The organism is Plantactinospora soyae (genome assembly GCF_014874095.1).
In the GTDB taxonomy this organism is placed as follows: Bacteria; Actinomycetota; Actinomycetes; order Mycobacteriales; family Micromonosporaceae; genus Plantactinospora; species Plantactinospora soyae.
The window spans coordinates 2,626,994-2,649,875 of record NZ_JADBEB010000001.1 but is presented as its reverse complement, the minus strand read 5'-3'; the positions used below and the strand labels follow the sequence as shown (position 1 = coordinate 2,649,875).

General features: G+C 72.3%; 28 protein-coding genes and 1 pseudogene. 7 read left to right on the top strand and 22 right to left on the bottom strand.

Annotated elements, in window-relative coordinates; genetic code table 11:
* Nucleotides 1-146: 146 nt before the first annotated feature.
* Together H4W31_RS11850 and mshA are read right to left on the bottom strand one after the other, a co-directional pair.
* Entirely contained in the window at nucleotides 147-671 is a 525-nt protein-coding gene (locus H4W31_RS11850) for a type III secretion system chaperone family protein (RefSeq protein ID WP_192766710.1), read from the bottom strand.
* A gap of 25 nt (nucleotides 672-696) precedes the next feature.
* Nucleotides 697-2,070, bottom strand: a complete 1,374-nt coding sequence (gene mshA / locus H4W31_RS11845) for a D-inositol-3-phosphate glycosyltransferase (protein ID WP_318783139.1) — start codon at nucleotides 2,068-2,070, stop codon at nucleotides 697-699.
* A 185-nt stretch (nucleotides 2,071-2,255) separates the two neighbouring features.
* On the opposite strand from mshA, the gene H4W31_RS11840 reads away from it, so the two are divergent.
* A complete protein-coding gene (locus tag H4W31_RS11840; RefSeq protein ID WP_192766708.1) occupies nucleotides 2,256-3,035 on the top strand; it encodes an SDR family oxidoreductase in 780 nt (259 codons plus the stop codon).
* Nucleotides 3,032-3,859 (top strand): class I SAM-dependent methyltransferase, encoded by an 828-nt coding sequence (locus H4W31_RS11835; RefSeq protein WP_192772028.1) that lies wholly within the window; start codon nucleotides 3,032-3,034, stop codon nucleotides 3,857-3,859. The genes H4W31_RS11840 and H4W31_RS11835 overlap by 4 nt, the downstream gene beginning before the upstream one ends.
* A 132-nt stretch (nucleotides 3,860-3,991) precedes the next feature.
* Here the strand turns inward: H4W31_RS11835 and H4W31_RS11830 are convergent, their stop codons facing one another.
* The 3 genes from H4W31_RS11830 to H4W31_RS11820 are packed head-to-tail and all read right to left on the bottom strand — an operon-like array spanning nucleotide 3,992 to nucleotide 5,247.
* Nucleotides 3,992-4,606, bottom strand: coding sequence for an HAAS signaling domain-containing protein (locus tag H4W31_RS11830; RefSeq protein WP_192766707.1), 615 nt, complete (start codon nucleotides 4,604-4,606; stop codon nucleotides 3,992-3,994).
* Nucleotides 4,603-4,953, bottom strand: coding sequence for a PadR family transcriptional regulator (locus H4W31_RS11825; protein ID WP_192766706.1), 351 nt, complete (start codon nucleotides 4,951-4,953; stop codon nucleotides 4,603-4,605). Before H4W31_RS11825 ends, H4W31_RS11830 begins: the two co-directional genes overlap by 4 nt.
* 3 nt (nucleotides 4,954-4,956) lie before the next feature.
* Nucleotides 4,957-5,247, bottom strand: a complete 291-nt coding sequence (locus H4W31_RS11820) for a hypothetical protein (RefSeq protein ID WP_192766705.1) — start codon at nucleotides 5,245-5,247, stop codon at nucleotides 4,957-4,959.
* 59 nt (nucleotides 5,248-5,306) lie between these two features.
* Between H4W31_RS11820 and H4W31_RS11815 the strand changes: the two genes are divergently transcribed.
* Entirely contained in the window at nucleotides 5,307-6,071 is a 765-nt protein-coding gene (locus H4W31_RS11815) for a maleylpyruvate isomerase family mycothiol-dependent enzyme (protein ID WP_192766704.1), read from the top strand.
* Between the two features lie 87 nt (nucleotides 6,072-6,158).
* Nucleotides 6,159-7,175 carry a LacI family DNA-binding transcriptional regulator gene (locus H4W31_RS11810; protein ID WP_192766703.1) on the top strand — a complete coding sequence of 339 codons (1,017 nt, stop codon included), beginning with the start codon at nucleotides 6,159-6,161 and terminating at the stop codon, nucleotides 7,173-7,175.
* On the opposite strand, the gene H4W31_RS11805 is transcribed toward H4W31_RS11810, so the two are convergent.
* Nucleotides 7,158-7,742 (bottom strand): O-acetyl-ADP-ribose deacetylase, encoded by a 585-nt coding sequence (locus H4W31_RS11805; protein WP_192772027.1) that lies wholly within the window; start codon nucleotides 7,740-7,742, stop codon nucleotides 7,158-7,160. The two genes, H4W31_RS11810 and H4W31_RS11805, sit on opposite strands and share 18 nt — an antisense overlap.
* Before the next feature lie 242 nt (nucleotides 7,743-7,984).
* A pseudogene (locus H4W31_RS11800) lies at nucleotides 7,985-8,797 on the bottom strand (EI24 domain-containing protein); the annotation flags it as partial.
* Between the two features lie 109 nt (nucleotides 8,798-8,906).
* Here H4W31_RS11800 and H4W31_RS11795 point away from each other — a divergent pair.
* Nucleotides 8,907-9,875 (top strand): helix-turn-helix transcriptional regulator, encoded by a 969-nt coding sequence (locus H4W31_RS11795; protein WP_192766701.1) that lies wholly within the window; start codon nucleotides 8,907-8,909, stop codon nucleotides 9,873-9,875.
* A gap of 61 nt (nucleotides 9,876-9,936) precedes the next feature.
* Here the strand turns inward: H4W31_RS11795 and H4W31_RS11790 are convergent, their stop codons facing one another.
* From H4W31_RS11790 to H4W31_RS11745, 10 genes are all read right to left on the bottom strand, one after another.
* Nucleotides 9,937-10,854, bottom strand: a complete 918-nt coding sequence (locus tag H4W31_RS11790; RefSeq protein WP_192766700.1) for an SDR family oxidoreductase — start codon at nucleotides 10,852-10,854, stop codon at nucleotides 9,937-9,939.
* A gap of 112 nt (nucleotides 10,855-10,966) precedes the next feature.
* Nucleotides 10,967-11,704 carry an alanyl-tRNA editing protein gene (locus H4W31_RS11785; protein WP_192766699.1) on the bottom strand — a complete coding sequence of 246 codons (738 nt, stop codon included), beginning with the start codon at nucleotides 11,702-11,704 and terminating at the stop codon, nucleotides 10,967-10,969.
* Between the two features lie 74 nt (nucleotides 11,705-11,778).
* Nucleotides 11,779-12,663, bottom strand: coding sequence for an alpha/beta fold hydrolase (locus tag H4W31_RS11780; RefSeq protein ID WP_192766698.1), 885 nt, complete (start codon nucleotides 12,661-12,663; stop codon nucleotides 11,779-11,781).
* Nucleotides 12,660-12,974 (bottom strand): DUF2516 family protein, encoded by a 315-nt coding sequence (locus H4W31_RS11775; RefSeq protein WP_192766697.1) that lies wholly within the window; start codon nucleotides 12,972-12,974, stop codon nucleotides 12,660-12,662. The genes H4W31_RS11780 and H4W31_RS11775 overlap by 4 nt, the downstream gene beginning before the upstream one ends.
* 70 nt (nucleotides 12,975-13,044) lie before the next feature.
* Nucleotides 13,045-13,713, bottom strand: a complete 669-nt coding sequence (locus tag H4W31_RS11770; protein WP_192766696.1) for a hypothetical protein — start codon at nucleotides 13,711-13,713, stop codon at nucleotides 13,045-13,047.
* Between the two features lie 2 nt (nucleotides 13,714-13,715).
* Nucleotides 13,716-14,408: a helix-turn-helix domain-containing protein gene (locus H4W31_RS11765; protein WP_192766695.1), complete on the bottom strand. Its 693-nt coding sequence runs from the start codon at nucleotides 14,406-14,408 to the stop codon at nucleotides 13,716-13,718.
* A gap of 115 nt (nucleotides 14,409-14,523) precedes the next feature.
* Nucleotides 14,524-15,513, bottom strand: coding sequence for an asparaginase (locus H4W31_RS11760; protein WP_192766694.1), 990 nt, complete (start codon nucleotides 15,511-15,513; stop codon nucleotides 14,524-14,526).
* A gap of 46 nt (nucleotides 15,514-15,559) precedes the next feature.
* Complete coding sequence (locus H4W31_RS11755) at nucleotides 15,560-16,399, bottom strand: BKACE family enzyme (RefSeq protein WP_192766693.1); 840 nt, start codon at nucleotides 16,397-16,399, stop codon at nucleotides 15,560-15,562.
* A 120-nt stretch (nucleotides 16,400-16,519) separates the two neighbouring features.
* Entirely contained in the window at nucleotides 16,520-17,632 is a 1,113-nt protein-coding gene (ygfZ, locus tag H4W31_RS11750; RefSeq protein ID WP_192766692.1) for a CAF17-like 4Fe-4S cluster assembly/insertion protein YgfZ, read from the bottom strand.
* On the bottom strand, nucleotides 17,629-18,060 hold the full coding sequence (locus tag H4W31_RS11745; protein WP_192766691.1) for a Fur family transcriptional regulator: 432 nt from the start codon (nucleotides 18,058-18,060) through the stop codon (nucleotides 17,629-17,631). The genes ygfZ and H4W31_RS11745 overlap by 4 nt, the downstream gene beginning before the upstream one ends.
* Before the next feature lie 76 nt (nucleotides 18,061-18,136).
* Between H4W31_RS11745 and H4W31_RS11740 the strand changes: the two genes are divergently transcribed.
* Nucleotides 18,137-18,970, top strand: a complete 834-nt coding sequence (locus H4W31_RS11740; RefSeq protein ID WP_192772026.1) for an aminotransferase class IV — start codon at nucleotides 18,137-18,139, stop codon at nucleotides 18,968-18,970.
* Nucleotides 18,971-19,042: 72 nt separating this feature from the next.
* Here H4W31_RS11740 and H4W31_RS11735 read toward each other — a convergent pair whose 3' ends face one another.
* Both H4W31_RS11735 and mtfM read right to left on the bottom strand, forming a co-directional pair.
* The gene (locus H4W31_RS11735) at nucleotides 19,043-19,642 is read right to left on the bottom strand and encodes an FABP family protein (protein WP_192766690.1); all 600 of its coding nucleotides are present in this window, start codon (nucleotides 19,640-19,642) and stop codon (nucleotides 19,043-19,045) included.
* Nucleotides 19,643-19,757: 115 nt separating this feature from the next.
* Nucleotides 19,758-19,862, bottom strand: coding sequence for a small membrane protein MtfM (mtfM, locus tag H4W31_RS44190; protein ID WP_267145312.1), 105 nt, complete (start codon nucleotides 19,860-19,862; stop codon nucleotides 19,758-19,760).
* Between the two features lie 25 nt (nucleotides 19,863-19,887).
* Here mtfM and H4W31_RS11730 point away from each other — a divergent pair, with 25 nt between their 5' ends.
* On the top strand, nucleotides 19,888-20,250 hold the full coding sequence (locus tag H4W31_RS11730; protein WP_192766689.1) for a DsrE family protein: 363 nt from the start codon (nucleotides 19,888-19,890) through the stop codon (nucleotides 20,248-20,250).
* Between the two features lie 68 nt (nucleotides 20,251-20,318).
* On the opposite strand, the gene H4W31_RS11725 is transcribed toward H4W31_RS11730, so the two are convergent.
* The 3 genes from H4W31_RS11725 to H4W31_RS42680 all read right to left on the bottom strand — a co-directional run bounded on the left by H4W31_RS11725 (nucleotide 20,319) and on the right by H4W31_RS42680 (nucleotide 22,699).
* Nucleotides 20,319-21,062, bottom strand: coding sequence for a DUF6348 family protein (locus H4W31_RS11725; RefSeq protein WP_192766688.1), 744 nt, complete (start codon nucleotides 21,060-21,062; stop codon nucleotides 20,319-20,321).
* Between the two features lie 116 nt (nucleotides 21,063-21,178).
* Complete coding sequence (locus H4W31_RS11720; RefSeq protein WP_192766687.1) at nucleotides 21,179-22,048, bottom strand: hypothetical protein; 870 nt, start codon at nucleotides 22,046-22,048, stop codon at nucleotides 21,179-21,181.
* Between the two features lie 177 nt (nucleotides 22,049-22,225).
* Nucleotides 22,226-22,699, bottom strand: a complete 474-nt coding sequence (locus H4W31_RS42680; RefSeq protein WP_318783137.1) for a winged helix-turn-helix domain-containing protein — start codon at nucleotides 22,697-22,699, stop codon at nucleotides 22,226-22,228.
* Nucleotides 22,700-22,882: the final 183 nt, after the last annotated feature.

Sequence of the window (22,882 nt, the reverse complement as noted above, 5' to 3'; positions counted from 1 at the left end):
GGCTCGGCGCCTCGTGGCGGTCGCGGTCGCGCCGCGACCGGAACTGTTCCGTTGGACCATGAGATCCTCACGCTCCCTACCCGGTCTGTCCTCGGTAGGCGGCACGGTCATCGCTACGTGCGGGTGCCGCCGCGGGGGCATACCCGTCAGGGACGGTCCAAATCCGAGTTTTCCACCGCCGACCGCTCGAAGAGGTGCGCGAAGGCCCGCAGGTTCGCCAGGGACTCCCCCCGCTTCACCCGCCACTCCCACTCGCGACGGATCGCCGAACCGAACCCGATCTCCAGCATGGTGTCGAACGACTCGTCCGCGTACGTCAGCACCGAGCCGAACAACCGGTCCAACTCGTCCTCGTGCACCCCGGACAGCCCCACCCGGCCGGTGAGGTAGATGTCGCCGACCGCGTCGACGGAGAACGCCACCCCGTACATCCGGGCGTTGCGCTGCAACAGCCAGGTCCAGAGCTCCTCGCGCCGCTCGTCCGGCTGCCGCATCACGAACGCCTCGACCCGGAGCGCGTGCTCACCGACGATCAGGTTGCAGACCGTCTTGAGCTTGTGCGTACCCGGCAGCGTGACGGCGTACGAGAACTCGCCCGTCGACTCGCAAGCCAACTCCCGCTCGGCACAGACCGACTCGATCAGCCGGCCGATCTCGGCCCGGGATCCCATATCCGCCACCTTTCCCGGCCCCGCCTCAGCAGGTTGCCAGTGGCAGCGCCGCCGCCCCGTCCGCCAACTCGGAGACGATCTGGTGGCGCTGCTCCGCCACCGCCTCACGGTAGACCGCGAGCAGCCCGGCGGCGGTACGCGTCCAGGAGAAGGCGGCGGCGTGCTCGATGGCGCCCCGGGACAGCTCGGCGCGTCGCCGGGGCGCGGCCAGCAGCCCGGTGAGCGTCCTGGCCCAGTCCAGCGGGTCGTGCCCGTCGACGAGTACCCCGCTCACCCCGTCCCGTACGGCGGTGACCAGGCCGCCCACGGCGGCGGCCAGTACCGGCGTACCGCAGGCCTGGGCCTCCAGGGCGACCAGGCCGAACGACTCGTTGTGCGAGGGCACCGCCACCAGGTCGGCGGCCCGGTAGAGGGCCGGCAGGTCGTCGCCGGTCTGCGGCGGCAGAAACCGCACCGCGTCGTCGACGCCCAGCTTGGCGGCGAGTTCGATCAGCGCGGTCGGCCGGTCCAGGCCGGTGCCGCTCGGCCCGCCCGCGATCACCACGGTGACCGTCTCGGCCAGCCGTGGCTCCCGGCTCCGCAGTTCGGCCAACGCGTGCAGCAGCACGTCCGGCGCCTTGAGCGGCTGGATCCGGCCGACGAACGCGACGATGGCGCCCCGTTCGGGCAGTCCGAGCCGGCGTCGCGCGGCGAGCCGGACCTCCGCCTCCCGGCCGGCCGGCGGTGGCGTGAAGCGGTCCAGGTCGACCCCGGGCTCCACCACCTCGACCCGGGCCGGGTCCGCGCCGTACCGGGCGATCAGGTCGCGGGCCTCGACCGCGGTGTTCGCGACCAGCCGGCTGGCCTCGGCGACCACCTGCTCCTCGCCGATCACCCGGGCCTTCGGTTCGGGCCGGTCCCCCTCGGCGAGCCGGGTGTTCTTCACCTTGGCCAGGGTGTGCGCGGTGTGCACCAGCGGCACCCCCCAGCGCTCCTTGGCCAGCCAGCCGACCTGGCCGGAGAGCCAGTAGTGCGAGTGGATCAGGTTGTAGAAGCCGGGCGGGCGGGCGGCCTCGGCCCGGAGCACCCCGGCGGTGAACGCGCAGAGCTGGCTCGGCAGTTCCTCCTTGGCCAGCCCCTCGAACGGCCCCGAGGTGATGTGCCGGACCGTCACCCCGGGCGCCATCTCCACCTGCGGGGGAAGATCGCTGGAGGTGGCCCGGGTGAAGATCTCGACCTCGACGCCGGCCTCGGCCAGCCGTCGGGAAACCTCCACGACGTAGACGTTCATCCCGCCCGCGTCACCGGTGCCGGGTTGGTGCAGCGGTGAAGTGTGTACGGACAAAGTGGCGATTCGTCGCGGCGTCGGCCACGGTTGGGCACCTCGCTGCCGGGCTACGCCGGTGTGCAGTTCCGCCACGTCCGCTCCTTCTGTCACGGTTGTTACGCCATCCCGCACGACCGGGGTACCGCAAAGAGCAACCACCTCGATGGGTGTCATCTTCCCGATCGGGCGTCCGCCAATCGTCCGGGCGTCCGTGGAGGTGACCGACCTCATTCGGTCCCAGAGCACGGCGCCAGGCCGGCTTGGGCCAGAATGTCCCGATGACCTCTGTCGCGATCGTCACCGGTGCGTCGAGCGGAATCGGCGCCGCCACCGCCCGCCGGCTCGCCACCGAGGGCTTCCACGTACTGGCCACCGCCCGGCGCGCCGACCGGCTCGACGCGCTCGTCGAGGAGATCCGCTCGGCCGGCGGGACGGCCACCGCCCAGGTCTGCGACGTCACCTCGGACGAGTCGGTGGCGGAGCTGGCCGACGCCGTACGGAACCTGCCCGGCCCGGCCACCCTGCTGGTGAACAACGCCGGTGGCGCCCGGGGGCTGGATCCGGTCGAGTTGGGCTCGGTCGCCGACTGGCAGTGGATGTACGACGTGAACGTGCTCGGCACCCTCCGGGTCACCCAGGCGCTGCTGCCCGCCCTGGAGGCGTCCGGCGCCGGCACCGTCGTGGTGCTCAGCTCCACCGCCGGCCTGATCGTCTACGAGGGTGGCGGCGGCTACGCGGCGGCCAAGCACGCGCAGACCGCGTTGGCCGAGACCCTGCGGTTGGAACTCTGTGGACGGCCGATCCGGGTGATCGAGATCGATCCGGGGATGGTCCGGACCGACGAGTTCGGACTGGTCCGGTTCGGCGGCGACGCCGATCGGGCGGCGGCGGTCTACGCCGGGGTGGCCGAACCGCTGGTCGCCGACGACGTCGCCGACTGCGTCGCCTGGTGCGCCACCCGGCCGCAGCACGTCAACGTCGACCGGCTGGTGGTGCGTCCACTGGCCCAGGCGGCCCAGCACAAGGTGCACCGGGTCCGACCCGACTCCGAAGGCTGACACCCGCCGTGCCGGCCGCGCGTTCGCGCCCCGTCGGCGCGGTGACCCGGGGGACCACGAACCCCAACCGGCTGCGCCGGGTGGACAACTGGATCGCGGCCACCTGCGCGGATCTGATCCGGGACACCCCGGACCCGGTGGTGGTCGACCTCGGCTACGGGGCCAGCCCGGTCACCGTGGTCGAACTGCGCGCCCGGTTGGCCGCCGCCGTCCGGCCGGACGTCCGGGTGGTCGGGCTGGAGATCGATCCGGTACGCGTCGCCGCCGCCGCGCCCGCCGCCGACCCCCCGGGACTGACCTTCGCCCGGGGCGGGTTCGAGTTGGCCGGGCTCCGCCCGGTCCTGGTCCGGGCGTTCAACGTCCTGCGCCAGTACGCCGAGCCCGAGGTCGTACCGGCCTGGCGGACCATCACCGGGGCGCTGCAACCGGGCGGCGTACTGGTCGAGGGGACCTGTGACGAGTTGGGCCGGCTGGCCGCCTGGCTGCTCGTCGACCCGACCGGCGCCCGCTCGCTGACCCTGGCCGCCCGGCTGTCCACACTCGACCATCCCGGCTCGCTGGCCGAGCGGCTGCCGAAGGCGCTGATCCACCACAACGTTCCCGGCGCCGGGGTACACGCGCTGATCCGGGCGCTGGAGGACGGCTGGCGCGATGCCGCCCCGTACGCCACTTTCGGGCCCCGGCAACGCTGGCTGCGTACGGTGGAATCCGTCCGGGCGGCCGGTTGGCCCGTCCTGGACCGGCCGGCGCGGTGGCGGCTCGGCGAGGTGACCGTCGCCTGGGCGGCCGTAGCCCCACCCGGTACGGCCGACCCGCCGGGCTGACTGGCCGCCGGAGCGCCCGGCTCGGCCGGAGGTCGGCTGTCGGCGGGTCCGGCAGCCGGATCGTGCCGCCGGAACACCTCGGTGTGCGCCGCCGACGGCTACCCGGTGCCGACAGCTACCCGGTGCCGACGGCTACCCGGTGGCGAATCCGGCGGGCGCGGGGGCGGTGAGTCGCCGGATGCGAATCTGCAGGTACGTCCCGGCCGTGGCGAAGGGCACGACGAGCATGAGGAGGATGGCGACCAGCGAGGGCAGGTTCGTGTCGTGGAAGCCCACCACCCTCAGGACGGGGAAGAGCCCGACGGCGCTGAGCAGCAGGGCGGTGGCGACGAGCTTGTCCCGGAGCCGCCAGACCCGCGACAGCCAGAGCAACCCCACGATGATCACCGGTACGACCTGCCAGGGCCGGACCAGCCCGAACGGGACGAAGATGCTCGGAACGACCACCAGCAGCGGGCCGAGGCAGCTCAGCAGCAGCACCAGCGTCTCCAGGGGGCCGCGCCGGCTCGGCGGGACACCGAACCGGTCCCGCGCGTCCGCGCCGAGCGTCGCCGGATCACCCAACCGGTCCAGCATCGCCTGCACCTGTGCCGTGCTCCGTACGTCCGGCGCCAACCGGCTTTCGGCGATGTGCTCGTTGACCTGGTCGAGTACCTCCTGCCGGCGGTCCCGCGGCAGGTCCCGCAGTTCGTCGCGGAGTCTCCGCAGGTATCGGCGGACGAGTGCGTCGGGCGTGGTCGGCTTCATGCGGTCTCCTTCGGAATGACGAGGGAATCCACCGCGTCGCGGAACCGGATCCACTCACCGACGAACTCGTCGAGTCTTTCCCGCCCCGGCTCGGTCAGCCGGTAGTAGCGGCGTGGTGGTCCGCTCGGCGATTCGTGCCAGGCGGTCTCCACCAGTCCGTCCCGGCGCAGCCGCGACAGCAGGGGGTAGATGGTGCCCTCGCTGGTCACCATGCCGTCGACCGCGCCGAGTTCACGGACCAGATCGAGGGCGTACCGCTCACCGGGGCGGAGCAGGGCGAGCACGCAGTACTCCAGCGTTCCCCGGCGGAGTTGACCGGGCAGGGCGGCGGGGCGGGTCGGCTCCACGAGCTAGCGGTGAACGTCGACGTGAACGGCAGCGGCAGCGGCAGCGGCAACGGCAACGGTGCCGGTGCCGGTGCCGGTGCCGGTGCCGGTGCCGGTGCCGGTGCCGGCAGCGACGGCGGGTCGGGCCGGGTCGGCAGGTTCCTTGTTGCGCATGGTACCTGTTATAGCATGGATGTCGGCACCCGTCGCCCCCTTGAGTACGCCTCGGCACACGGTGTCGATCAGCCGACCAGCCACCCCCGGATCGGTGGAGTCGGTGGCGTCCTCGGCCACCATTAACGTCTCGCCCCGCATTCGCCCTAGGCTGGAAGCCAGCCCGGCCGGTGGCGGCCCGGTCGCACGGGAGGATCGTCATGAGCAGACTGCACGGCACCAAGGACTTCTGGATCGGGGCACTGCGCGCCGAGGGTCCGACCTTCGGCGCCACGATCGCCGAAGCCCCACTCGACATCCGGGTGCCGTCCTGTCCCGAGTGGACCATGACCGATCTGGTGCACCACCTCGGCTCGTGCTACCAGTGGGTCCGGAGCGTGGTCGAGGTGGGGGCCGTACAGACCCCGGCCCCACGGGTCGTACCCGACGACGTGCCGACCGGCCCGGCGGTCATCGAATGGTGGCGCTGGGAGTTCGACCAGCTGATGGCCGTGCTGGACCGGCTCGACCCGGAGACGCCGGCCTGGAACTGGGCGCCCCAGCCGAAGAAGGCCGGGTTCTGGCACCGCCGGATCGCACACGAGACGGTGGTGCACCGCTGGGACGCCCAGATGGCGATCGCCGCCGGTGAACCGGTCGAGGCCAAGCTCGCGGCCGACGGCATCAGCGAGGTGCTGGACACCTGGCTGCCGGCCGGCCGACGCGCCTCCGACCAGCCGTGGCACGGCGTGGTCCAACTGGTCGCGGTGGACGCCGGCCAGGAATGGTTCCTGCGCCTGCGTGGTGAAGGGGTCGCGCTGCTGGACACCGACACCATCCTGGACAGCGACGACCACCATGCCCGGGCCCACATCTCGGGTACGGCCAGCGACCTGCTGCTGGCACTCTGGGGCCGGCTCGGCTTCGACGCCCTGGACGTGGCCGGCGAGGCCCAGCTGCTGGAAGGGCTGCGCGCCGGCAGATGAGCCGATTCGCCCGAGAGCCGTACGACGGGTTGTTGACCTTCACGACCACGTGAAACGATTTCTCGGCAAAGTAGCTGAGGAGCGGAGATGGCGGTGGCCCGCGCGCGGCCCACGCTGGAGGCGGTAGCCCAACGGGCCGGAGTGTCCCGGGCCACCGTGTCCCGGGTGGTGAACGGCTCGACGACGGTCGCCGAGCCGATCCAGCAGGCCGTCCGTCGGGCGGTCCAGGAACTGGGGTACGTGCCCAACCTGGCCGCGCGCAGCCTGGTCACCCAGCAGACCGACTCGATCGCGCTGATCCTGCCGGAGGCGTCCACCCGGGTCTTCTCCGACGACCAGGTCTTCCCCCACATCATCCTCGGGGTCAGCCGGGAGCTGGAGGCCGCCGGCAAGCAACTCGTGCTGACCCTGGCCGAGTCGGCGGCCAGCCACGAACGGGTCGAGCGCTACGCGATGGGTGGGCACGTCGACGGCGTACTCTTCGCCTCCCTGCACGGCGTGGACCCGCTGCCCGGCGTACTCGCCCGGACCGGGCTGCCGGTGGTCTGCGGCGGTCGCCCGCTCGGCGAGGCGTCCGCTCCGGTCGCCTACGTCGACGTCAACCACATCGGCGGCGTACGCCGAGCGGTCCGGCACCTGCTCGACTCCGGCCGGCAACGGATCGCCACCATCGCCGGGCCGCCGGACATGGTGGCCGGAATCGAGCGGCTGACCGGCTACCGGGCCGAACTGCGGGAGGCCGGACGCGAGCAGATCGTCGCGCTGGGCGACTTCACCCGCGAGTCGGGAGCGGTCGCGATGCGCGAACTCCTCGACAAGGACCCGACCCTGGACGCGGTCTTCGTCGCCTCCGACCTGATGGCGCACGGCGCGTTGCGTACGCTGCGGGAGGCCGGCCGCCGGGTGCCCGACGACGTGGCCGTGATCGGCTTCGACGACATCGAACTGGCCGGCTACACGGATCCGCCGCTGAGCACCGTCCGGCAGCCGATCCAGGAGCTCGGCCGGACGATGACCCGCCAACTGCTCCGGCTGGCTGCCGGGGAGCGGATCGAACCGGTGGTCGTACTCCCCACCGAACTCGTGCTACGCCGGTCGGCCTGAGCCGTCGGATTCCCCGTCGGATTCCCCGTCGCCGATTGTCGGACGGTCGTCGCGGAGCCGCTCGCGTACCCCGACGGCGGTCGCGTGGGTGGTGGCGTCGAAGAGCACCAGCCGCGCACGGGTGACCGTGGTCGGGCGCGCGGCCGTGAGCACGGCCAACGCCTGCCGGACCGCGTCCTCGACCGGCCAACGGTAGATGCCGGCGGAGATCAGCGGGAAGGCCACCGAGGTGGCCCCCAGCTCGTCGGCGACCCGCAGGCTGTTGGCGTAGCAGTCGCGCAGCAGCGACGACCGGTCCTCCGACGCCGACCAGACCGGCCCGACGGTGTGCACCACCCAGCTCGCCGGCAGGTTCCCGGCGGTGGTCGCCACCGCCTGCCCGGTCGGCAGCCCCCGCCCGTACCGGGACGCGCGCAACGCCCGGCACTCGGCCAGGATCGCCGACCCACCCCGGCGGTGGATCGCGCCGTCGACGCCGCCCCCACCGAGCAGTGACGAGTTGGCGGCGTTGACGATGGCGTCCACCCGGACCGCGGTGATGTCACCCTGGACCAGTTCGATCTCCATCATTCCTCGCCGGCCCGCTTCCCCGGCTCCACCCGCCGGCCCGACTCGCCCGATCGGGCGGCCTCGATGGGCTGGGCCGGGTCGATCGACTGAGTCGGGTCGATCGAGGGGGCGGCGCTGGCGGGCCGGGCGGGGTCGACCGGCTGGATCGAGTCGATCGACTGGGCGGCGGTGCTGCTCTGGGCGGCCTCGATCGGCTGGGCGGCCGGGCTGGGCCGGGCCGGGTCGACCGGCTGGGCGCCGCCGGTGCTGGGCTGGGTGGTGGTGGGCTGGTTGAGCGTGCGGCGGGCGAGCAGGGCGGCACCGGCGACCGCCGCCGGCATCAACAGCACCGCGCCGAGCGGGATCAGGAAGCAGAGGAAGACGGCGACGCCGAAGCCCAGCGCGATCGGGCGGTTCGCCCGGAGCACCCGGCGACGGTCCGGCAGCCGCAGGCCGCGCCGGTAGAACGGGACACCGACCAGTTCCACCGCGAGAAACCAGCCGGCGACCAGCGCGACGACGACCGGTACGACGAACTGGCCGATGATCGGGATGAACCCGGCGACGAACAGCGGAATGCCGATCAGCACCGACCGGACGAGCAGCCGTGCCGAGTCGACGAGGCTACGCCGCAGCGAGCGCCACCAGGGCACCTCGATCTCGTCCGGCACCCCGCCGTACCGCGCCTCCACCCGTTCGGAGATCTGCTCGTAGAACGGGTCGCCGACGAACAACGTGATCGCGGTGAAGGTGAGTACCCCGAGCAGGCCGCCCAGGCCCAGGAAGGCGAGCCCGGCGATCAGCCGTACGACGTCACGGGCCCAGCCGGCCCAGTCGTCGGCGAACGGGGTGATCAGCTCGGCGAGATCGGAGACGAAGTAGATCAGGGTGCCGAAGGCGGCCAGGTAGAACACGCCGGTGATCAGGCCGGGGATGATGCCGAGCAGCACCAGGCGGGGATTGCGGGCGTAGATCCCGAGCCCCTTGAACAGCAGCCCGACGCCGGAGCCGAACCCGGACAGGAACGTACCGACCCGGCCGGCGGCCGGTGCGTTGACCGTGGGGGTGTGCACGACCGGGAAGCCTATCGGGGAGCGCGGCACCCGGCATGACGACGGCGCGACATCCGGTCGGTCGGGTGCGGGGCGACGACGCGGATCCGCTGCCGGGCAGGATGGGAGGATGCGCGCCGCCCGGCTGATCTCCCTGATCCTGCTGCTACAGAACCGGGAGTCGATGACCGGTGCCGAACTGGCCCGCGAGCTGGAGGTCTCGGAGCGGACGATCTACCGGGACGTGTTGGCGCTCGGTGCCGCCGGCATCCCCGTCTACGCCGATCGGGGCCGGGCCGGCGGCTACCGGCTGGTCGGCGGGTACCGGACCCGGCTGACCGGGCTGAGCCGGGACGAGGCCGACGCGCTCTTCCTGTCCGGCCTGCCCGGCCCGGCCGGCGAGATGGGCCTGGCCGAGGTGGTGGCGACCGCCCGGTTGAAGGTGCTCGCCGCGCTGCCGAGCGGATTACGGGACGCCTCGACCCGAGTGGAGCGGCGGTTCCATCTCGACGTACCGGGCTGGTTCCGGGAGGCGGATCCACCGGTCTGGCTGACCGAACTGGCCCAGGCGGTGTGGCAGGACCGGACGGTGAACCTGCGCTACCGCAGGCGGGACCGGGAGGTGAGCCGGACCGTCGAGCCGTACGGGCTGGTGCTCAAGGGTGGCGGGTGGTACCTGGTCGCCCGCGTCGGCGCGAACCATCGCACCTACCGGGTCGACCGGATCGTCGGGGTCGAGGAGGCGGACGCCACGTTCAGCCGCGACGAGTCGTTCGACCTTGCCGGCTACTGGGCCGACCAGGCCGAACGGTTCGTCCGGGAGATCCTCGGCGACGAGATCACGGTACGACTCAGTCCGGCCGGCCGGCACGCCCTGCGGTACGTCGCCGAGGCGCCCGCCGTCCGGGAGGCCGAGGCGAACGCCGGCGAACCCGACGAGCGGGGCTGGGTGGTCATCCGGCTGCCCGTCGAGTCGCCCGACGTCGCGTACGGCCAACTGCTCAGTCTCGGCCCCGAGGTGGAGGTACTCGCACCACCGCAGCTCCGGGCCCGCCTGGCGACGGCAGCACACCGCCTCGCCGAGCTGTACGCCCACTGAGGTGTTAGGAAGGGCCCCTTCTTCTACAGAAAACGATAGGAAGGGGCCCTTCCTTGCATCTCTACCGGTAGCCGGTGGCGTCGGCGGGCTTGCCGGTGGCCTGTACCTCCGCCATGTACCGCCAGGCGTCCGGCTGGCTGCCGTCGAGGTCGGTGAAGCCGTACACCTGGGCGAGTTGACCGCTGGAGAGGGACTGGCCGGACCAGCGGGCCTTGTCCGGGTCGGCGGCCAGTGCCGCGACCGCCCGGCCGACGTACGCGGGGCTCTCCGAGACGACGAAGTGCGGTTCCTTCTCCGCCGCGTCCCGCCAGTTCTCCTCGGTGACGCCGAACTCGTCGAGCATGAACTCGGAGCGCAGCCAGCCCGGGGTGAGGACCACCGCCGTACCGCCGTGGTCGCGCAGTTCGTGCGCCCAGACGAATGCCAGCCGGTTCACCGCCGTCTTGGCGATGTCGTAGAAGGCCGAGAGCCGGTAGTTGGTCTCGTTGTACTCCCGGGTGCCGTCACCCATCTCGACGACCAGGCCGCCCGGGTTGCGGATCAGCAGTGGCATCGCGAAGTGGCTGGTGATGATGTGGGTGTCGACGGCCAGCCGGAGCGTACGGAAACCGTCGTCCAGCGACTGCTCCCAGACCGGCTTGTACCACCCGATGAACGGGTCGGCCCCCCACACGTCGTTGACCAGTACGTCGAGCCGCCCCTGCTCCCGGTCGATCCGCTCGACGAGGGCCCGGACCTGCTCCGGCACCAGGTGGTCGACCTGCACCGCGATTCCGACCCCGCCGGCCGCGGTGACCAGTTCGGCGGTCTCCTCGATCGTCTCCGGCCGGTCCATCTCCGAGCGCTGTTTGCGGGTGCTGCGTCCGGTGGCGTACACGGTCGCTCCGGCGGCGCCGAGTTGGACGGCGATCTGTCGGCCGGCGCCCCGGGTGGCCCCGGCGACGAGTGCGATCTTTCCGGTCAGTTGTGCTGTCGTCATACCGCCGACCCTGCCAACGAATTCTGACAGCCGACGTCCGGATTCACCGGTCGACATCCGATCGCGTACGTGGCGGGCGTCTCAGTTGGGGGGACGGCGGTGCTCTACGCGGTCAGTTGACCAGCCGGACGCGTACCCGGCGGTTGGCCCGACCCTTGCTCTCCACCTTGACCACCTGCACCTTGCCGATCTGCGCGGTCGAGGCGACGTGGGTACCGCCGTCGGCCTGCACGTCGAGCCCGACGATGTCGACGATCCGGATCTCCTGCTCGTCTGCCGGGATCAGGTTGGACTGGGTACGGATGATGTCCGGCAGCGCCAACGCCTCGTCCCGGGCCAGCACCTTGACCGCGACCGCCCGGTCGGCGGTCACCTCGGTGTTGACCAGTTCCTCCAGCCGGGCTTTGAAGTCCGACGGGACCTCCGGCAGGTTGAAGTCCATCCGTGCCTCGCCGGGTTCCATGTTGCCGCCGGTGACGAGGGCACCGAAGTCCCGGAACACCACGCCGCAGAGCACGTGCAGACCGGAGTGGGTACGCATCAGCAGGCTGCGCCGATCGTCGGCCACCGCGCCGGTGACCGCCGTACCGACCGGCGGCAGCGGATCACCGTCGGCCGGGATCAGGTAGAGGTCGTCGCCCTTGCGGGTGCCGACGATCCGGGTCTGCACGCCCTGCCAGAGCAGCACTCCGTGGTCCGGTGGCTGGCCGCCGCCACCGGGGTAGAACGCCGAGCGGTCCAGCACGATCCCCTGTTCCGGATCGGCGGCGAGCACCGTGCACTCCCACTGCCGCAGTGTCGGGTCGGCGAGGTCGAGGCGACTGGTCCGGCCGTGCTGAGAAACGCCCATGGAGCGCCAGGTTACTCCGACCCATCGACGCTGGGGGCACGGCGGCACCACCGCCGGACCCGGGTCGGGCGGGATCAGTTGAGGAAGTTCGAGATCCGCTCGCGTACGTCGGCGCGGTTCGACCAGAGCAGCCCCGGTTTGTCGTACACGTGCAGGGTCGCCGCCGGCAACGCGGCGGCGAGCTGCTCGGCGACCGGGACCGGATGCAGGTCGTCGCCGGCACAGGCGATCACCAGCGCGGGGGCGGTGACGGCGGCGAGGTCCGCCCGCTGCCGGACCGCGACCTGGGTGGCCAGGCCGGCCAGCCCGGCGCCGAGGCCGTCCCGGGTCAACTGGTCGACCCGCTGGCGCAGGTACGCCCAACCCGCCGGGGTGTTCCGGACCGCCGGGGGCACCTCGACGGCGACCGCCTCGGCCACGGTGGCGGCGTCGCCGCTGCGGATCGCGGCGAGGAGTTCGGTGAGCCGGCGTCGCGTCACGTCCGGCCGGGGCTCGTCGAGTACGGCGGGCAGCACGAACACCACCCGTTCGAAGCGCTCGGGACTCTCCCACAGCACCCGGCAGAGCGCCCCCGCGCCGAGGCTCACCCCGAGTGCCCGGGTGGCGCCGCCCAGGTCGGCGATGGCTCGCAGGTCCCGGGCGAGGTCGGCGTAGCTCCATTCGCCGTCCGGCGCGTCGGAGCGGCCGTGGCCACGGAACTGGAAGAAGATCTTGCGACCGGCGACCGCGCTGCCCAGGGGTCGGGTGGTGGAGATGCCGGTGCCGAGGCCGTGCGCGAACACGGTGGCCGCGTCGCCCTCGCCGGTCACCAGTCGCTCCAGCCGGACGCCGTGCGGGGTGGTGACCAGTTCGGTCTCCGGGTCGGGCAGAGCCGGCCGGCCGCTGCGTGGCGCGGTCGGTCCGGGGCCGTACGTCCGTGGCCCGCCGTCAGGTGGCGGAGGCCAGCGGAAATCTCTCACCAGAAGCCTTTGCCGTCGGTCAGGTCCCGCAGGCCGACCCGGACGTCGAGCAGGTAGATCAGGGCGGCGGCGATCCCGATCAGGGCGAACAGGCTGATCGGCCCACGCAGCAGCAGGGTCAGCACCAGGCACACGGCCAGGATGGCGATCCAGGCTCCCTTGGGGAGCGTGCCGATCGCGGGGAATGCGTCCGAGCGCTGGGTGATGCAGTGCACGAGCGCGACACCCTGGATCACCAGGGCGAAGACGATCAGCACCAGGTCGATGACAGAGCGGACGGCGTCGAAGAAGAGCGGCGCGGAAGTGGCCATGGCGGCAAGCTTATGTCGGCCACCCCGGGTGCGTGCCACTTGCCGCACCCACCCGGGGGTGGCCGGGGGCTTACTTGTCGGTTGCCGGCCGGGTGCGCTTGGCGGCCGGCCGGGTCGACTTGACCGCGGGCCGGCGCTTCACGGCGGAAGCCTTGGTGGGCTCGTCGCCGGTGCTGGCCGGTTCGGCGGTGCTCGCGGCGGCGGGCGCCTTGATCTGCTCGACGACCTCGGCCGGGGTGCTGCTGGCCGGGGTGGCGGTCACCGCCGGCGGCTCGGTCGCCTCCATGTCGGCGTTCACGGTGTCGGCGGCCTGTACGACGCCGGAACCGACCACCCGCTCGCCTCGGGCGACCAGGTCGCCGTAGACGGCGAGGGCCCGCTCCTGGGCTGCCTGGGCGCCGGCCACCACCACTGCCGCGTTCCGGATGGTCGCCTCGCGCAGCCGGTCGAGGTCCAGCTCGCCGTTGGCCGCGCGGTGCCGCAGGGTCGCGGCGCCGGAGTTGGCGTTGCGCAGCGTCACTACGGCCTTCTCGCGCAGCTCGGCGGTGGTCGCCACGGCCTTCTCGCGCAGTTCGGCGGTGGTCGCCGCCGCCTTGTCCCGCAGTTCGGTCCGGCTGGCCTCGTCGCTGAGCCCGTTCACCACGGCGGGCAGCCGGCGGAGCTGCTGGAAGGCGATGTCTCCGGCGCCGGCCACGGCGTAGAGCGGGGTGGGGATGCGGGTCGTTCGGGGCTCGCTCATGACTACTTCTCCTCGTCAGTGGCCGGGGCGGCCGGCGGGGCCGACGGCGTGGCCTTCTTGACCGCCTTCTTGGCGATCTTCTTCACGGGTGCGGGCTTCGGCGTGGACGCGGCATCCACGCCGGCCGGCGGGCTGGTCGGCGGCGCGGCGGCGGCGCCCGCCTCGGTCACCGCCACGGATTCGAGTACGGCGTCGACCGGTGACCCGGCACCGCCGCCCGCCGGGGCGGTGGCGCTGACCGGTGTGCCGGCACCCGCCGAAGCGGTGGCGCCGGCCGGCGTGCTCGGTCCGGTCGTGGTGCCGAACGGTTCGGCGACGCCGGCATCTTCGGGGCCGCCCGGCTCGGTGTGCCGGAGGTTCTCCCGGCGGAACGTCTCGTAGATCTGGGCCAGCGACTGCTTCTGCGGCATGGTGAGATCGGGATCGGCCGCGATGGCCGCGAGCACGCCCTGACCCTCCCGGTCGTCGAGCAGCCCGGCCCGGAGGTACATCACCGGGGTGGAGACGCGCAGGGCGCTGGCCAACTGCTGGAGCACCTCCGCGCTGGGCTTTCGCAGCCCACGCTCGATCTGGCTCAGGTACGGGTTGCTGACCCCGGCCTGCTCGGCCAGCTGCCGCAGCGAGATCTTGGCGTTACGGCGCAGGTCACGGATGAACCCACCGACGTCTCGGGGAAGGTCCTTCGGATTGGCCATGACATCGACGGTAGCGACCCGCGCTTGCTCCTGCAAGCAAAACGCTTGCGATAGTTAGCGATGTCTCAGCGTGGCGTGCTTCGGGAGGACATCGACGGGCCCACCCGCCCGAGGGTCACCAGCGGGCGCGTACGGAGCCGACCGGCTCGCCACCACCGGACAGCGTCGACTCGGCCAGCAGGTCGAGCACCGGAGCGTCGAGCACCGGAGCGTCCAGCGCCGTCCCGCGTACCGACAGCCGGCGCAGCGCCGAGACCAGTACCGGCGTCCGGGCCCGGGTCGCGCCGTCATCGATCTTGAGCGCCACCGCCCCGACTCCGGGCACCGCCACCGCGACCACACCCTCTGCGCCGCTCTTGGCGAGCAGTCCGGGGATCCCGGTCATCAGTTGGGTGTCGGCCCCGTCGGTGCCGGCCACCATCAGCGGATGGGCCCGCATCGCGTCGGCGACGATCCGCTCCACCGAACCCTCCGCCGCCGATACCAGCCGCAGGTACGCCCCGGCCAGCCCGGTCAGCGAGACCGCGAGTACCGGAGCGCCGCAGCCGTCGACCCCGACCGCCGCCACCGACTCGCCGGTGAACTCCTCGACGGTCGCCGTGATCGCCCGCTGCAACGGATGGTCCGGGTGCCAGTACCCGGCCACCGGCCAGCCGGCGGCCTGACAGGTGAGCAGCATCCCGACGTGCTTGCCGGAACAGTTCATCCGGAGCCGGGAGGCGGCACCGCCGGCCCGGAGCACCGCGTCCCGGGCGTCCTCGGACAGCGGCATGTCCGGCGGGCAGCGCAGCGCCGACTCGTCCAGCCCGGTGGTCCGGAGCAGCGCCTCGATCCGGGCCAGATGGACGTCCTCGCCGTAGTGGCTGGCGCAGACCACGGCCAGGTCGGCCGGGTCGGCCAGCCGCAGCCCGGAGCGGATCATGCCGATCGCCTGCATCGGCTTGCTCGACGAACGGGGGAACACCGGCGCCCGGACGTCGCCGGCCGAGGCCACCACCGCCCCGTCGGCGTCCAGCACGACCACGGAACCCCGGTGTACGGACTCCACGAAGCCCGACCGGACCGCCTCCACCAGCGGTACGCCGCCGTCGTAGATCTCGCCCATGGTCGGCGACCGTACCGACCGGTGCGGACCGACCGCCCGACGGCCCCTAGCGCTGTGGTGCGAGTCCCAGCAGTTCACGCGCCTGCGCGGTACCCAACGGCGGGCGCTGGGCCAACTGCGCCAGCCCGACCGCCCGGGCCACCAACTGCATGTTGGATTCGACCGGACGCCCCTTGGCGTACGTGACGGTGTCCTCCATCCCGACCCGCAGGTGCCCGCCCGTCGAGATCGAGGCGAGCATCACCGGGATGGTGCTCCGGCCGATCCCGGTCGCCGAGAAGGTGGTCCCCTCCGGCAGGTCCCGCAGCGCCTGCCGGCAGGCGACCAGCGCCTCGGTGCTGCCCGGCATGCCGCCCGGTACACCCATCACGAAGTCGACGTGCACGTGCCCGCCGGCCGGCAGGCCGTACCGGTCGAGCAGCCGGTGCAGTGCGGTCAGGTGACCGAGGTCGAAGATCTCGTACTCGGGCACGATGCCCCGGTCCTGCATCCGGGTGTGCAGGTCGACGATGAACTCCCAGCGGTTGAGGAAGACGTCGTTGCCGAAGTTGACCGTACCCATCGTGCAGGAGGCCATCTCCGGGCCGGCGTCCAGTACGGCCAGCCGGTCCGTCTCCGGATCGGTCACCGCGCCCCCGGTGGAGAGCTGCACGATCAGGTCGGTGCCGTCCCGCAGCGCCGCGACGGTGTCCCGCAACCGGCCCGAATCGAGGGTGGGGCGGGCCTGGTCGTCCCGGATGTGCACGTGGATCACGGCGGCGCCGAGCGCCTCGCACTCCTTCGCCGTGAGCAGCAGCTCGTCGAGGGTCACCGGCAACGCCGGGACCTCCAGCTTCGCCGACTCCGCGCCGGTCGGCGCGACCGTGATCAGCGTCCCAGTCGTCATGCCGGCGATCCTAGCCCCGACCGCTCCGCCCAGCCCGGCCGGCGAACACCCGCGGCCGGGCGCGCCCGCACGCGACGCCGGGCGATACGCCGAGCCGACGCCGGGCGATACGCCGAGCCGCTACTCCGGGTCGACGGCGGCGGCGGAGCTGCCGACCGTCAGTGCCGCGTCGTCGGGCACCGACCGCTTGAGCACCGCGAGCGCGACCGGCCCCAACTCGTAGTGCCGGACCGCCGTGCCGACGAACCCGACCGTACGACCCTCGACGGTCACCGGAGTACCGACGGTGGGCAGTTCGTCGGTGGTCACCCCGTCGAAGTGCAGCAGTACCAGCCGACGCGGCGGACGCCCCATGTTGTGCACCCGGGCGACCGTCTCCTGCCCCCGGTAACAGCCCTTGTCCAGGTGTACGGCGGGACCGACCAGCCCGACCTCGGCCGGAATGGTCCGGTGGTCGGTCTCGAAGCCGACCCGGGGCAGCCGGTCCGCCACCCGCAGCGCCTCGTACGCCCACAGCCCGGCGACCGGTGTTCCGGCAGCGGTCAGCGTGTCGACCACCTCCGCCATGGCGGTACGCGGCACCAGCAGGTCGATTCCGAGCCGGACCCGACGGGCCCAGCCTCCGGCCGGCAACGGCTTCACGTCGTACACGATGCTCGGGCGGGGTGGCACGGAGCCGGCGGCGAACTTCGGACCCGGCACCCCGAGCGCGTCCGGTTCGGCCAGCCCGGAGACCCCGAGCACGGCGACGGCCTCGGCCGCGCGCGGACCCACCAGCGACAGCAGCGCCCAGTCGGCGGTCGCGTCCCGGGGGTCGACCGGGGTGAAGAAGCGCATCTTCTCCAGGTACGTCAGCAGCCCGGCGGTCGCGCCCGGCTCGGTGTCCAGCCAGGTGGTCTCGCCGTCCTCGGCGACCATGGCGTGCTGCTCGACGTGCCCGTGCGGGGAGAGAACCAGCAGTTCACTGCCCTGTCCGGCGGCGAGTTGCGCCAGATGCTGACTGGTCAGGGTGTGCAGCCAGCTCGCCCGCTCCAGCCCGGGTACGGCGATCACTCCCCGGTGCGACCGGTCCACCAGGCCGACCTCGGTGGCGAGCAGTCGCTGCTCGCGCATCGGGTCACCGTAGTGCGCGGCCACCGGGCGTACGCCCGCCGCCACGTGCTCCGGGTCCGGCTGGTCCCGGGTCTGCTCGTCGATGGCCTCCACCGTCACCGCACCCGCGATGTCGATCATTCCCGCCGCTCCTCGCACTCGGTCCTGCCGCAGACGCCGAAGAGCGCCACGTGCCCGATGTCGACCTGGAAGCCCCGCTCGGCCGCCAGCTTGTCGGCCAGCGGTCCGAAAACCTCCGGGTCGACCTCGTCCACCGACCCACAGATCCGACAGACCAGGTGTACGTGGGTGTCCTCACCCGCGGCGTGGTACGTCGGTGACCCGTGGGACAGGTGCGTATGGGTAACCAGTCCGAGGCGTTCGAGTAATTCCAGAGTGCGGTAAATAGTGGTGATGTTCACTCCGGCGGCGACCTCACGCACCGCCGAGTGCACCTGCTCCGGCGTGGCGTGACCTAGGTCGAGCACGGCTTCGAGGACCAACTGCCGCTGCGCGGTCAGCCGCAGTCCACGGGAACGCAGCATCTCCGCCAGCGACGATTCCGACACCGACAAAGCATAGTGCGGAACGCAAAGCAGCGTCCGGACGCCTACGACTAGCCTCGATGGGGTGCCGAGCCCGCAAATGATCACCGCAGTGTTGGGTCGGGGCGTGGTACCGGTCGACGAGCCGGTGATCCGCGCCGACGACCGGGGCGTACTCCACGGCGACGGGCTCTTCGAGACCATGCACGTCCGGGCCGGACGCCCCTGGCTGGCGCAGGAGCACCTGGCCCGGCTTGTCCGGTCGGCGCCGGCCCTCGACCTGCCGCTGCCCGACGCCGCCGCGCTGCGCGAACTGCTCGACACCGCCTGCGCCGGCTGGCCGGTCGGGACCGAGGGGGCGCTGCGGCTGGTCTGCACCCGGGGGCCGGAGGGCGGCGGGCCGGGCACGGTCTACGCCACCCTGGCCGAGGTGCCGGCCGCGTCCCGCCGCGCCCGCCGGGACGGCATCACCGTGGCAACCCTGCCGCTCGGCGTCGCCGCCGACGCCCGGACCGACCGGCCGTGGCTGCTCGCCGGGGTCAAGAGCATCTCGTACGGGCCGAACCAGGCGACCCGGCGCTGGGCGGCGGCCAACGGGGTCGACGACGTGCTCTGGACCTCCACCGACGGGTACGCCCTGGAGGGGCCGAGCGCCAACCTGGTCTGGCTGGCCGGGGACGAGCTGTGCACCGTACCGGCCGAGAGCGGGATCCTGCCCGGCGTGACGGCCGACTGGCTGCTCCGGCACGCCGGGGACCTCGGCTTCACGGCGGTCCGCCGACACGTCACCCCGGCCGAGTTGCGGACCGCCGACGGGGTCTGGTTCACCTCGTCGGTACGCGGCCTCGCCGAGGTCCGCGCGCTGGACGGCACCCCGCTGCCCCCCGCCCCGCACACCCCCGCCATCCGGCACCTACTCGGCTTCGAGGTGTAAGGAAGGGCCCCTTCCTATCGTTTTCTGTAGAAGAAGGGCCCCTTCCTAACACCTCTCAGCCGCCGACACCTCTCAGCCGCCGACGCGGATCAGCCGGGCGGACAGGTGTGGCGAGAGGGGGTGTCCCAGCGCCGCCATGTCCTGGGCGTAGAGCAGGGCGCCCTCGACGATCCCGTAGAGGCGGTGCCCGGCGGTGACCTCCTTGGCGGTCGACGTACGCAGCACCGCGTCGGTGACGATCTCGACCCGGGTACCGGTGACCTTGCCGAGGTGAAGTTCCATGATCCCGGTCGGCACGGCCAGCATCACCTCGAGTTCGTCGGTCGCGCTGCCGTCGTCCTTCAGCACCGGTCGCCACCAGCCGACCTCCCGACCGGCCGGGCGGATCGGCTGGCCCTCCTCGTCGAGCAGCCAGGCACGCGACTCGTAGTGCAGGAACGGCCGGCCGTCGTGGCTGATCCGGATCTCCTGCGCGTAGTCGAAGTCCTCGATTGTGGGGAATCCGCCCCGGCCACGCCCCCGCCACAACCCGACGTACGGAAGCAGACCGAGCAGGGCCGGGTGCAGGTCCGGTCCCTTGCGCAGGTCGTACGTCTCCTCGTAGGGGTACGGGTCGACCGGTGGCGCGTTCAGCCACGGTGGCGGCGCAACCGGGTTGTCGCTGTCGCTCACAACGATCCTCTCCGTTCGCGACTGCGGGGCTCGCAACCCGGCTCACTCCTCGCACTCACCAACGTCCCCTCCGTTCGCGACTGCGGGGCTCGCAAACCCGGCTCACTCCTCGCACTCACCAACGTCCTCTCGAAATGCGTACGGCCAGATACACCAGGCAACCGGCGAGCGCGCCGAATCCCGCCACCAGCAGGCTGACGAACCCAATCTCGGTAACCATGACGGGTTGATCCTATGCTGGCGGCATGGCTCGCACCCTGGTCGTCAAGGCCACCGCTGGTTCGGACTCGCCGGAACGCTGTGCCCAGGCGTTCACCGTGGCCGCCACCGCGGTCGCCTCCGGCGTCGACGTGTCACTCTGGCTCACCGGCGAATCGAGCTGGTTCGCGCTGCCCGGCCGGGCCGAGGAGTTCGACCTGCCGCACTCCGCGCCGCTGGCCGAGCTGCTGCACGTGATCCTGAGCGGCGGCCGGGTCACCCTCTGCACCCAGTGCGCCGCCCGTCGGGAGATCACCGAGTCGGACGTGCTGCCCGGGGTACGGATCGCCGGAGCGGCGGTGTTCGTCGAGGAGTCGGTGGCCGACGGCGCCCAGGCGCTGGTGTACTGAGAGTCGCCGCACCGACGAACTGGTCCGCCGATAACGGCGGGACCGGCACCGGCACCATGGTCTTCGGGTCAGCTCTGTCCGCAGGCGTCGGTCTCCGGATGGACCAGCAGCGCGAAGGTCCTGGCGAACACCGGCTCCGCCGGTCGGGGCCACGGCAGGGCGAGCAGCGCCCTTCCGGATTCGGGGTGCTCGCGCCCGTTGATCCGTACCTCGGCCACCTCGGCGCCCGCGACCCCGCCGAACAGGATCTTGACTCCGTTCAGGTGACCCCGGTCCAGGCCGCCGGAGACGACCGAGGACAACTGCGGGATCAGCGGGTTGTCGGTGGCCCACCGGGCGAGTGCCTCGGGCTCACCCCGGCCGAATCCGACGAAGCCGGCGGAGATCGTGTGCCAGCCGAGGAAGCCGCCGGGATCGTTGCCGTGGTAGTGGTCGGCGAACTCGTTGGCGGGCCGCATCAGCTCGACCACGGCGGCGGCGGTCAGGGTTGCCCAGACTCCGACACCCTGCTGCCAGGCGTCCCGGGCAGTCGCGCCGTACCCGGTCACGCAGTCGCTGATCGTGGTCTCCGCCGGCCGGTCCACGTTCAGGACGAAGTCGAGGTCGAGGTGCTCGTCATGCTCGGTGTGGTTGTCCCGTAGGGCGACCACCCAGCTTCCTGTTCCGGTCAACCGGCTGCCGTCGACGGACGTCGTCCAGTCCGGACCGAAGGCGTCGAGGCGTTCCGCGACGATCTTCAGTACCTCGGTCGTCCGTCCTGACTGGAGGTCGCCGTCCGGTCGGTTGCGCACCCACTCCAACAGCGGTGTCATGCGGGGGACGGTATCAGCGCAGCCTCGTCGATCCCGGCCCGTTGCGTTCGAGGATCGACGCCTCCCCCGGCGAGCGCCAGGGGCGGGACGGCAGGCGTGGGCCCGTGGGCGCCGGGTCAGCTGGGGCAGCCGGTGGTGGTGGCGACCCGGATCCGACCGTCGCCGCTCTCGACCACGACGCTGACGGCGCCGGCCCGGTAGGCGTACACCTGCGGGGTGTCGGTGACCACGACGGTGCCGGCGGGCCGGGGCAGCAGTGCCCCGGGCGGGCCGGTGGCGGTCGTCCGGCCGGCCGACCGGGCGGTCCGGACGGTGCCCTGGCCCGGGCAGTCGACCGCGATCAGGTCCACCGGGTCGAGGTCGGTCGCCCCCAGCGCGGTGAGTACCCGGACCGGGTCCTCGTCGGCCGGCGACGGCGGCGGTGTCGACCGGTCGTCGAAGGTGTCGGAGGCCGGCCGGCAGCCGGTCTGCACGGTCAGGCTCACCACTCCCGGTTCGACGAACTCGCCCTCGATCGCGACGAACTCGCCGGCATCGGCCCGCAGCGCGTCCGCGGCGCCGTCGGCGCGATGTCGGACACCCGCCTGGTACGCCGCCGGCAGCCGGCTGGCGATCCGGTCGAGCACCTCGGGCGCCTCCGCCTCGGGGCTGCGGATGGTGATCGCGGCGTCGATGGCGGCACCCTTGCGGAGCAGGGTGACCTCACAGTCGTCGCGCACCCGTCGCTCGGCGAGTTCGACGACGACGTCCGGGCCGGCCGCCGCGACGAGGTCACCGATCGCCCGGTCCACGACCGGTCCGGCCTGCTCGATGCTGCGCTGCTCCCGTACGGTCGGATCGTCGCGGCGCACCGAGACGTAGGTCACCACCAGCAGCACCACGATCCAGCCCGCGAGGCCGGCGGCCAGCCAACGCCGCCGCCGCTGGGCGCCCGGAGGGTCCGGCTGGCTCGACGGCGCCAGCCACGGGGGGTGCTCTGTGGTCACGCCCGCCATGGTGGCACGACGGCACCGGGCCGGCAGGACCGCCGTCACCGGGGCCCGCGTCGATCAACGATCCGGACGACCTCCGCCAGGCCGCGCGTCGATCAGTGGTCCCGACGGTCTCCGCCCGGCAGCGCGTCGATCAATGATCCGGACGGCCTCCGCCAGGCGGCGTGTCGATCAGTGGCCTGGCGCGAGGCGGTAGCCGACCCCTCGCACGGTCTGCACCTGCGGTCCGCCCTCGACGGCGCGCAGCTTCCGGCGCAGCCGCTTCACGGCCGAATGCAGGATCGCGGTGTCGCCCAGGTAGGCGCCGCCCCAGACCGACCCGAACAGCCGCTCGTAGGTCCACACCCCGAGTGGCGCACTGGCCAGCCGGGCGAGCAGTTCCCGCTCCAACCTGGTCAGCGCCAGGGGTTCACCGCGCCAGGTCACCAGGTGTCCACCCGGATCGACCGACAGGTCACCGAGGCTCACCGGGCCGGACTCCGATTCCGCGCCGTTGCCGGTCAGTGGAAACAGCATTGCCCGCAATTCGGACAGATCCGCGCAGATCACTACGGTACCGAAGTCGTCCAGACGTCGAACCACTCGCTCCCGCACCGCGACGTCCGTGGACACGCAGACCACTAGCGGGACTTCTCCGTTTGCCACCCCGCTCCACCCCTCCCCCGTCGACTCGGCGCCAAGCCAAACCCGTTTGGCCGGGCGAGTCAACAGCGACGCTAACCGATGTCCGTCAGATACCGGGCCCCTGACCGAGGTACGCCCGGTTACTGCCCAAATACTGGCCGACAGTGGGCATTGATCACTACCCCTTGGAGCAAGAGCATTACT

What these genes read in the sequence shown, in the direction of transcription:
- H4W31_RS11850 (WP_192766710.1), bottom strand. Translation starts at nt 671, where the DNA reads ATGGGATCCCGGGCCGAGATCGGCCGGCTGATCGAGTCGGTCTGTGCC.
- H4W31_RS11840 (WP_192766708.1), top strand. Translation starts at nt 2,256, where the DNA reads ATGACCTCTGTCGCGATCGTCACCGGTGCGTCGAGCGGAATCGGCGCC.
- H4W31_RS11830 (WP_192766707.1), bottom strand. Translation starts at nt 4,606, where the DNA reads ATGAAGCCGACCACGCCCGACGCACTCGTCCGCCGATACCTGCGGAGA.
- H4W31_RS11820 (WP_192766705.1), bottom strand. Translation starts at nt 5,247, where the DNA reads ATGCGGGGCGAGACGTTAATGGTGGCCGAGGACGCCACCGACTCCACC.
- H4W31_RS11815 (WP_192766704.1), top strand. Translation starts at nt 5,307, where the DNA reads ATGAGCAGACTGCACGGCACCAAGGACTTCTGGATCGGGGCACTGCGC.
- H4W31_RS11810 (WP_192766703.1), top strand. Translation starts at nt 6,159, where the DNA reads ATGGCGGTGGCCCGCGCGCGGCCCACGCTGGAGGCGGTAGCCCAACGG.
- H4W31_RS11805 (WP_192772027.1), bottom strand. Translation starts at nt 7,742, where the DNA reads ATGGAGATCGAACTGGTCCAGGGTGACATCACCGCGGTCCGGGTGGAC.
- H4W31_RS11795 (WP_192766701.1), top strand. Translation starts at nt 8,907, where the DNA reads ATGCGCGCCGCCCGGCTGATCTCCCTGATCCTGCTGCTACAGAACCGG.
- H4W31_RS11790 (WP_192766700.1), bottom strand. Translation starts at nt 10,854, where the DNA reads ATGACGACAGCACAACTGACCGGAAAGATCGCACTCGTCGCCGGGGCC.
- H4W31_RS11785 (WP_192766699.1), bottom strand. Translation starts at nt 11,704, where the DNA reads ATGGGCGTTTCTCAGCACGGCCGGACCAGTCGCCTCGACCTCGCCGAC.
- H4W31_RS11775 (WP_192766697.1), bottom strand. Translation starts at nt 12,974, where the DNA reads ATGGCCACTTCCGCGCCGCTCTTCTTCGACGCCGTCCGCTCTGTCATC.
- H4W31_RS11770 (WP_192766696.1), bottom strand. Translation starts at nt 13,713, where the DNA reads ATGAGCGAGCCCCGAACGACCCGCATCCCCACCCCGCTCTACGCCGTG.
- H4W31_RS11765 (WP_192766695.1), bottom strand. Translation starts at nt 14,408, where the DNA reads ATGGCCAATCCGAAGGACCTTCCCCGAGACGTCGGTGGGTTCATCCGT.
- H4W31_RS11760 (WP_192766694.1), bottom strand. Translation starts at nt 15,513, where the DNA reads ATGGGCGAGATCTACGACGGCGGCGTACCGCTGGTGGAGGCGGTCCGG.
- H4W31_RS11755 (WP_192766693.1), bottom strand. Translation starts at nt 16,399, where the DNA reads ATGACGACTGGGACGCTGATCACGGTCGCGCCGACCGGCGCGGAGTCG.
- ygfZ (WP_192766692.1), bottom strand. Translation starts at nt 17,632, where the DNA reads ATGATCGACATCGCGGGTGCGGTGACGGTGGAGGCCATCGACGAGCAG.
- H4W31_RS11740 (WP_192772026.1), top strand. Translation starts at nt 18,137, where the DNA reads ATGATCACCGCAGTGTTGGGTCGGGGCGTGGTACCGGTCGACGAGCCG.
- mtfM (WP_267145312.1), bottom strand. Translation starts at nt 19,862, where the DNA reads ATGGTTACCGAGATTGGGTTCGTCAGCCTGCTGGTGGCGGGATTCGGC.
- H4W31_RS11730 (WP_192766689.1), top strand. Translation starts at nt 19,888, where the DNA reads ATGGCTCGCACCCTGGTCGTCAAGGCCACCGCTGGTTCGGACTCGCCG.
- H4W31_RS11725 (WP_192766688.1), bottom strand. Translation starts at nt 21,062, where the DNA reads ATGACACCGCTGTTGGAGTGGGTGCGCAACCGACCGGACGGCGACCTC.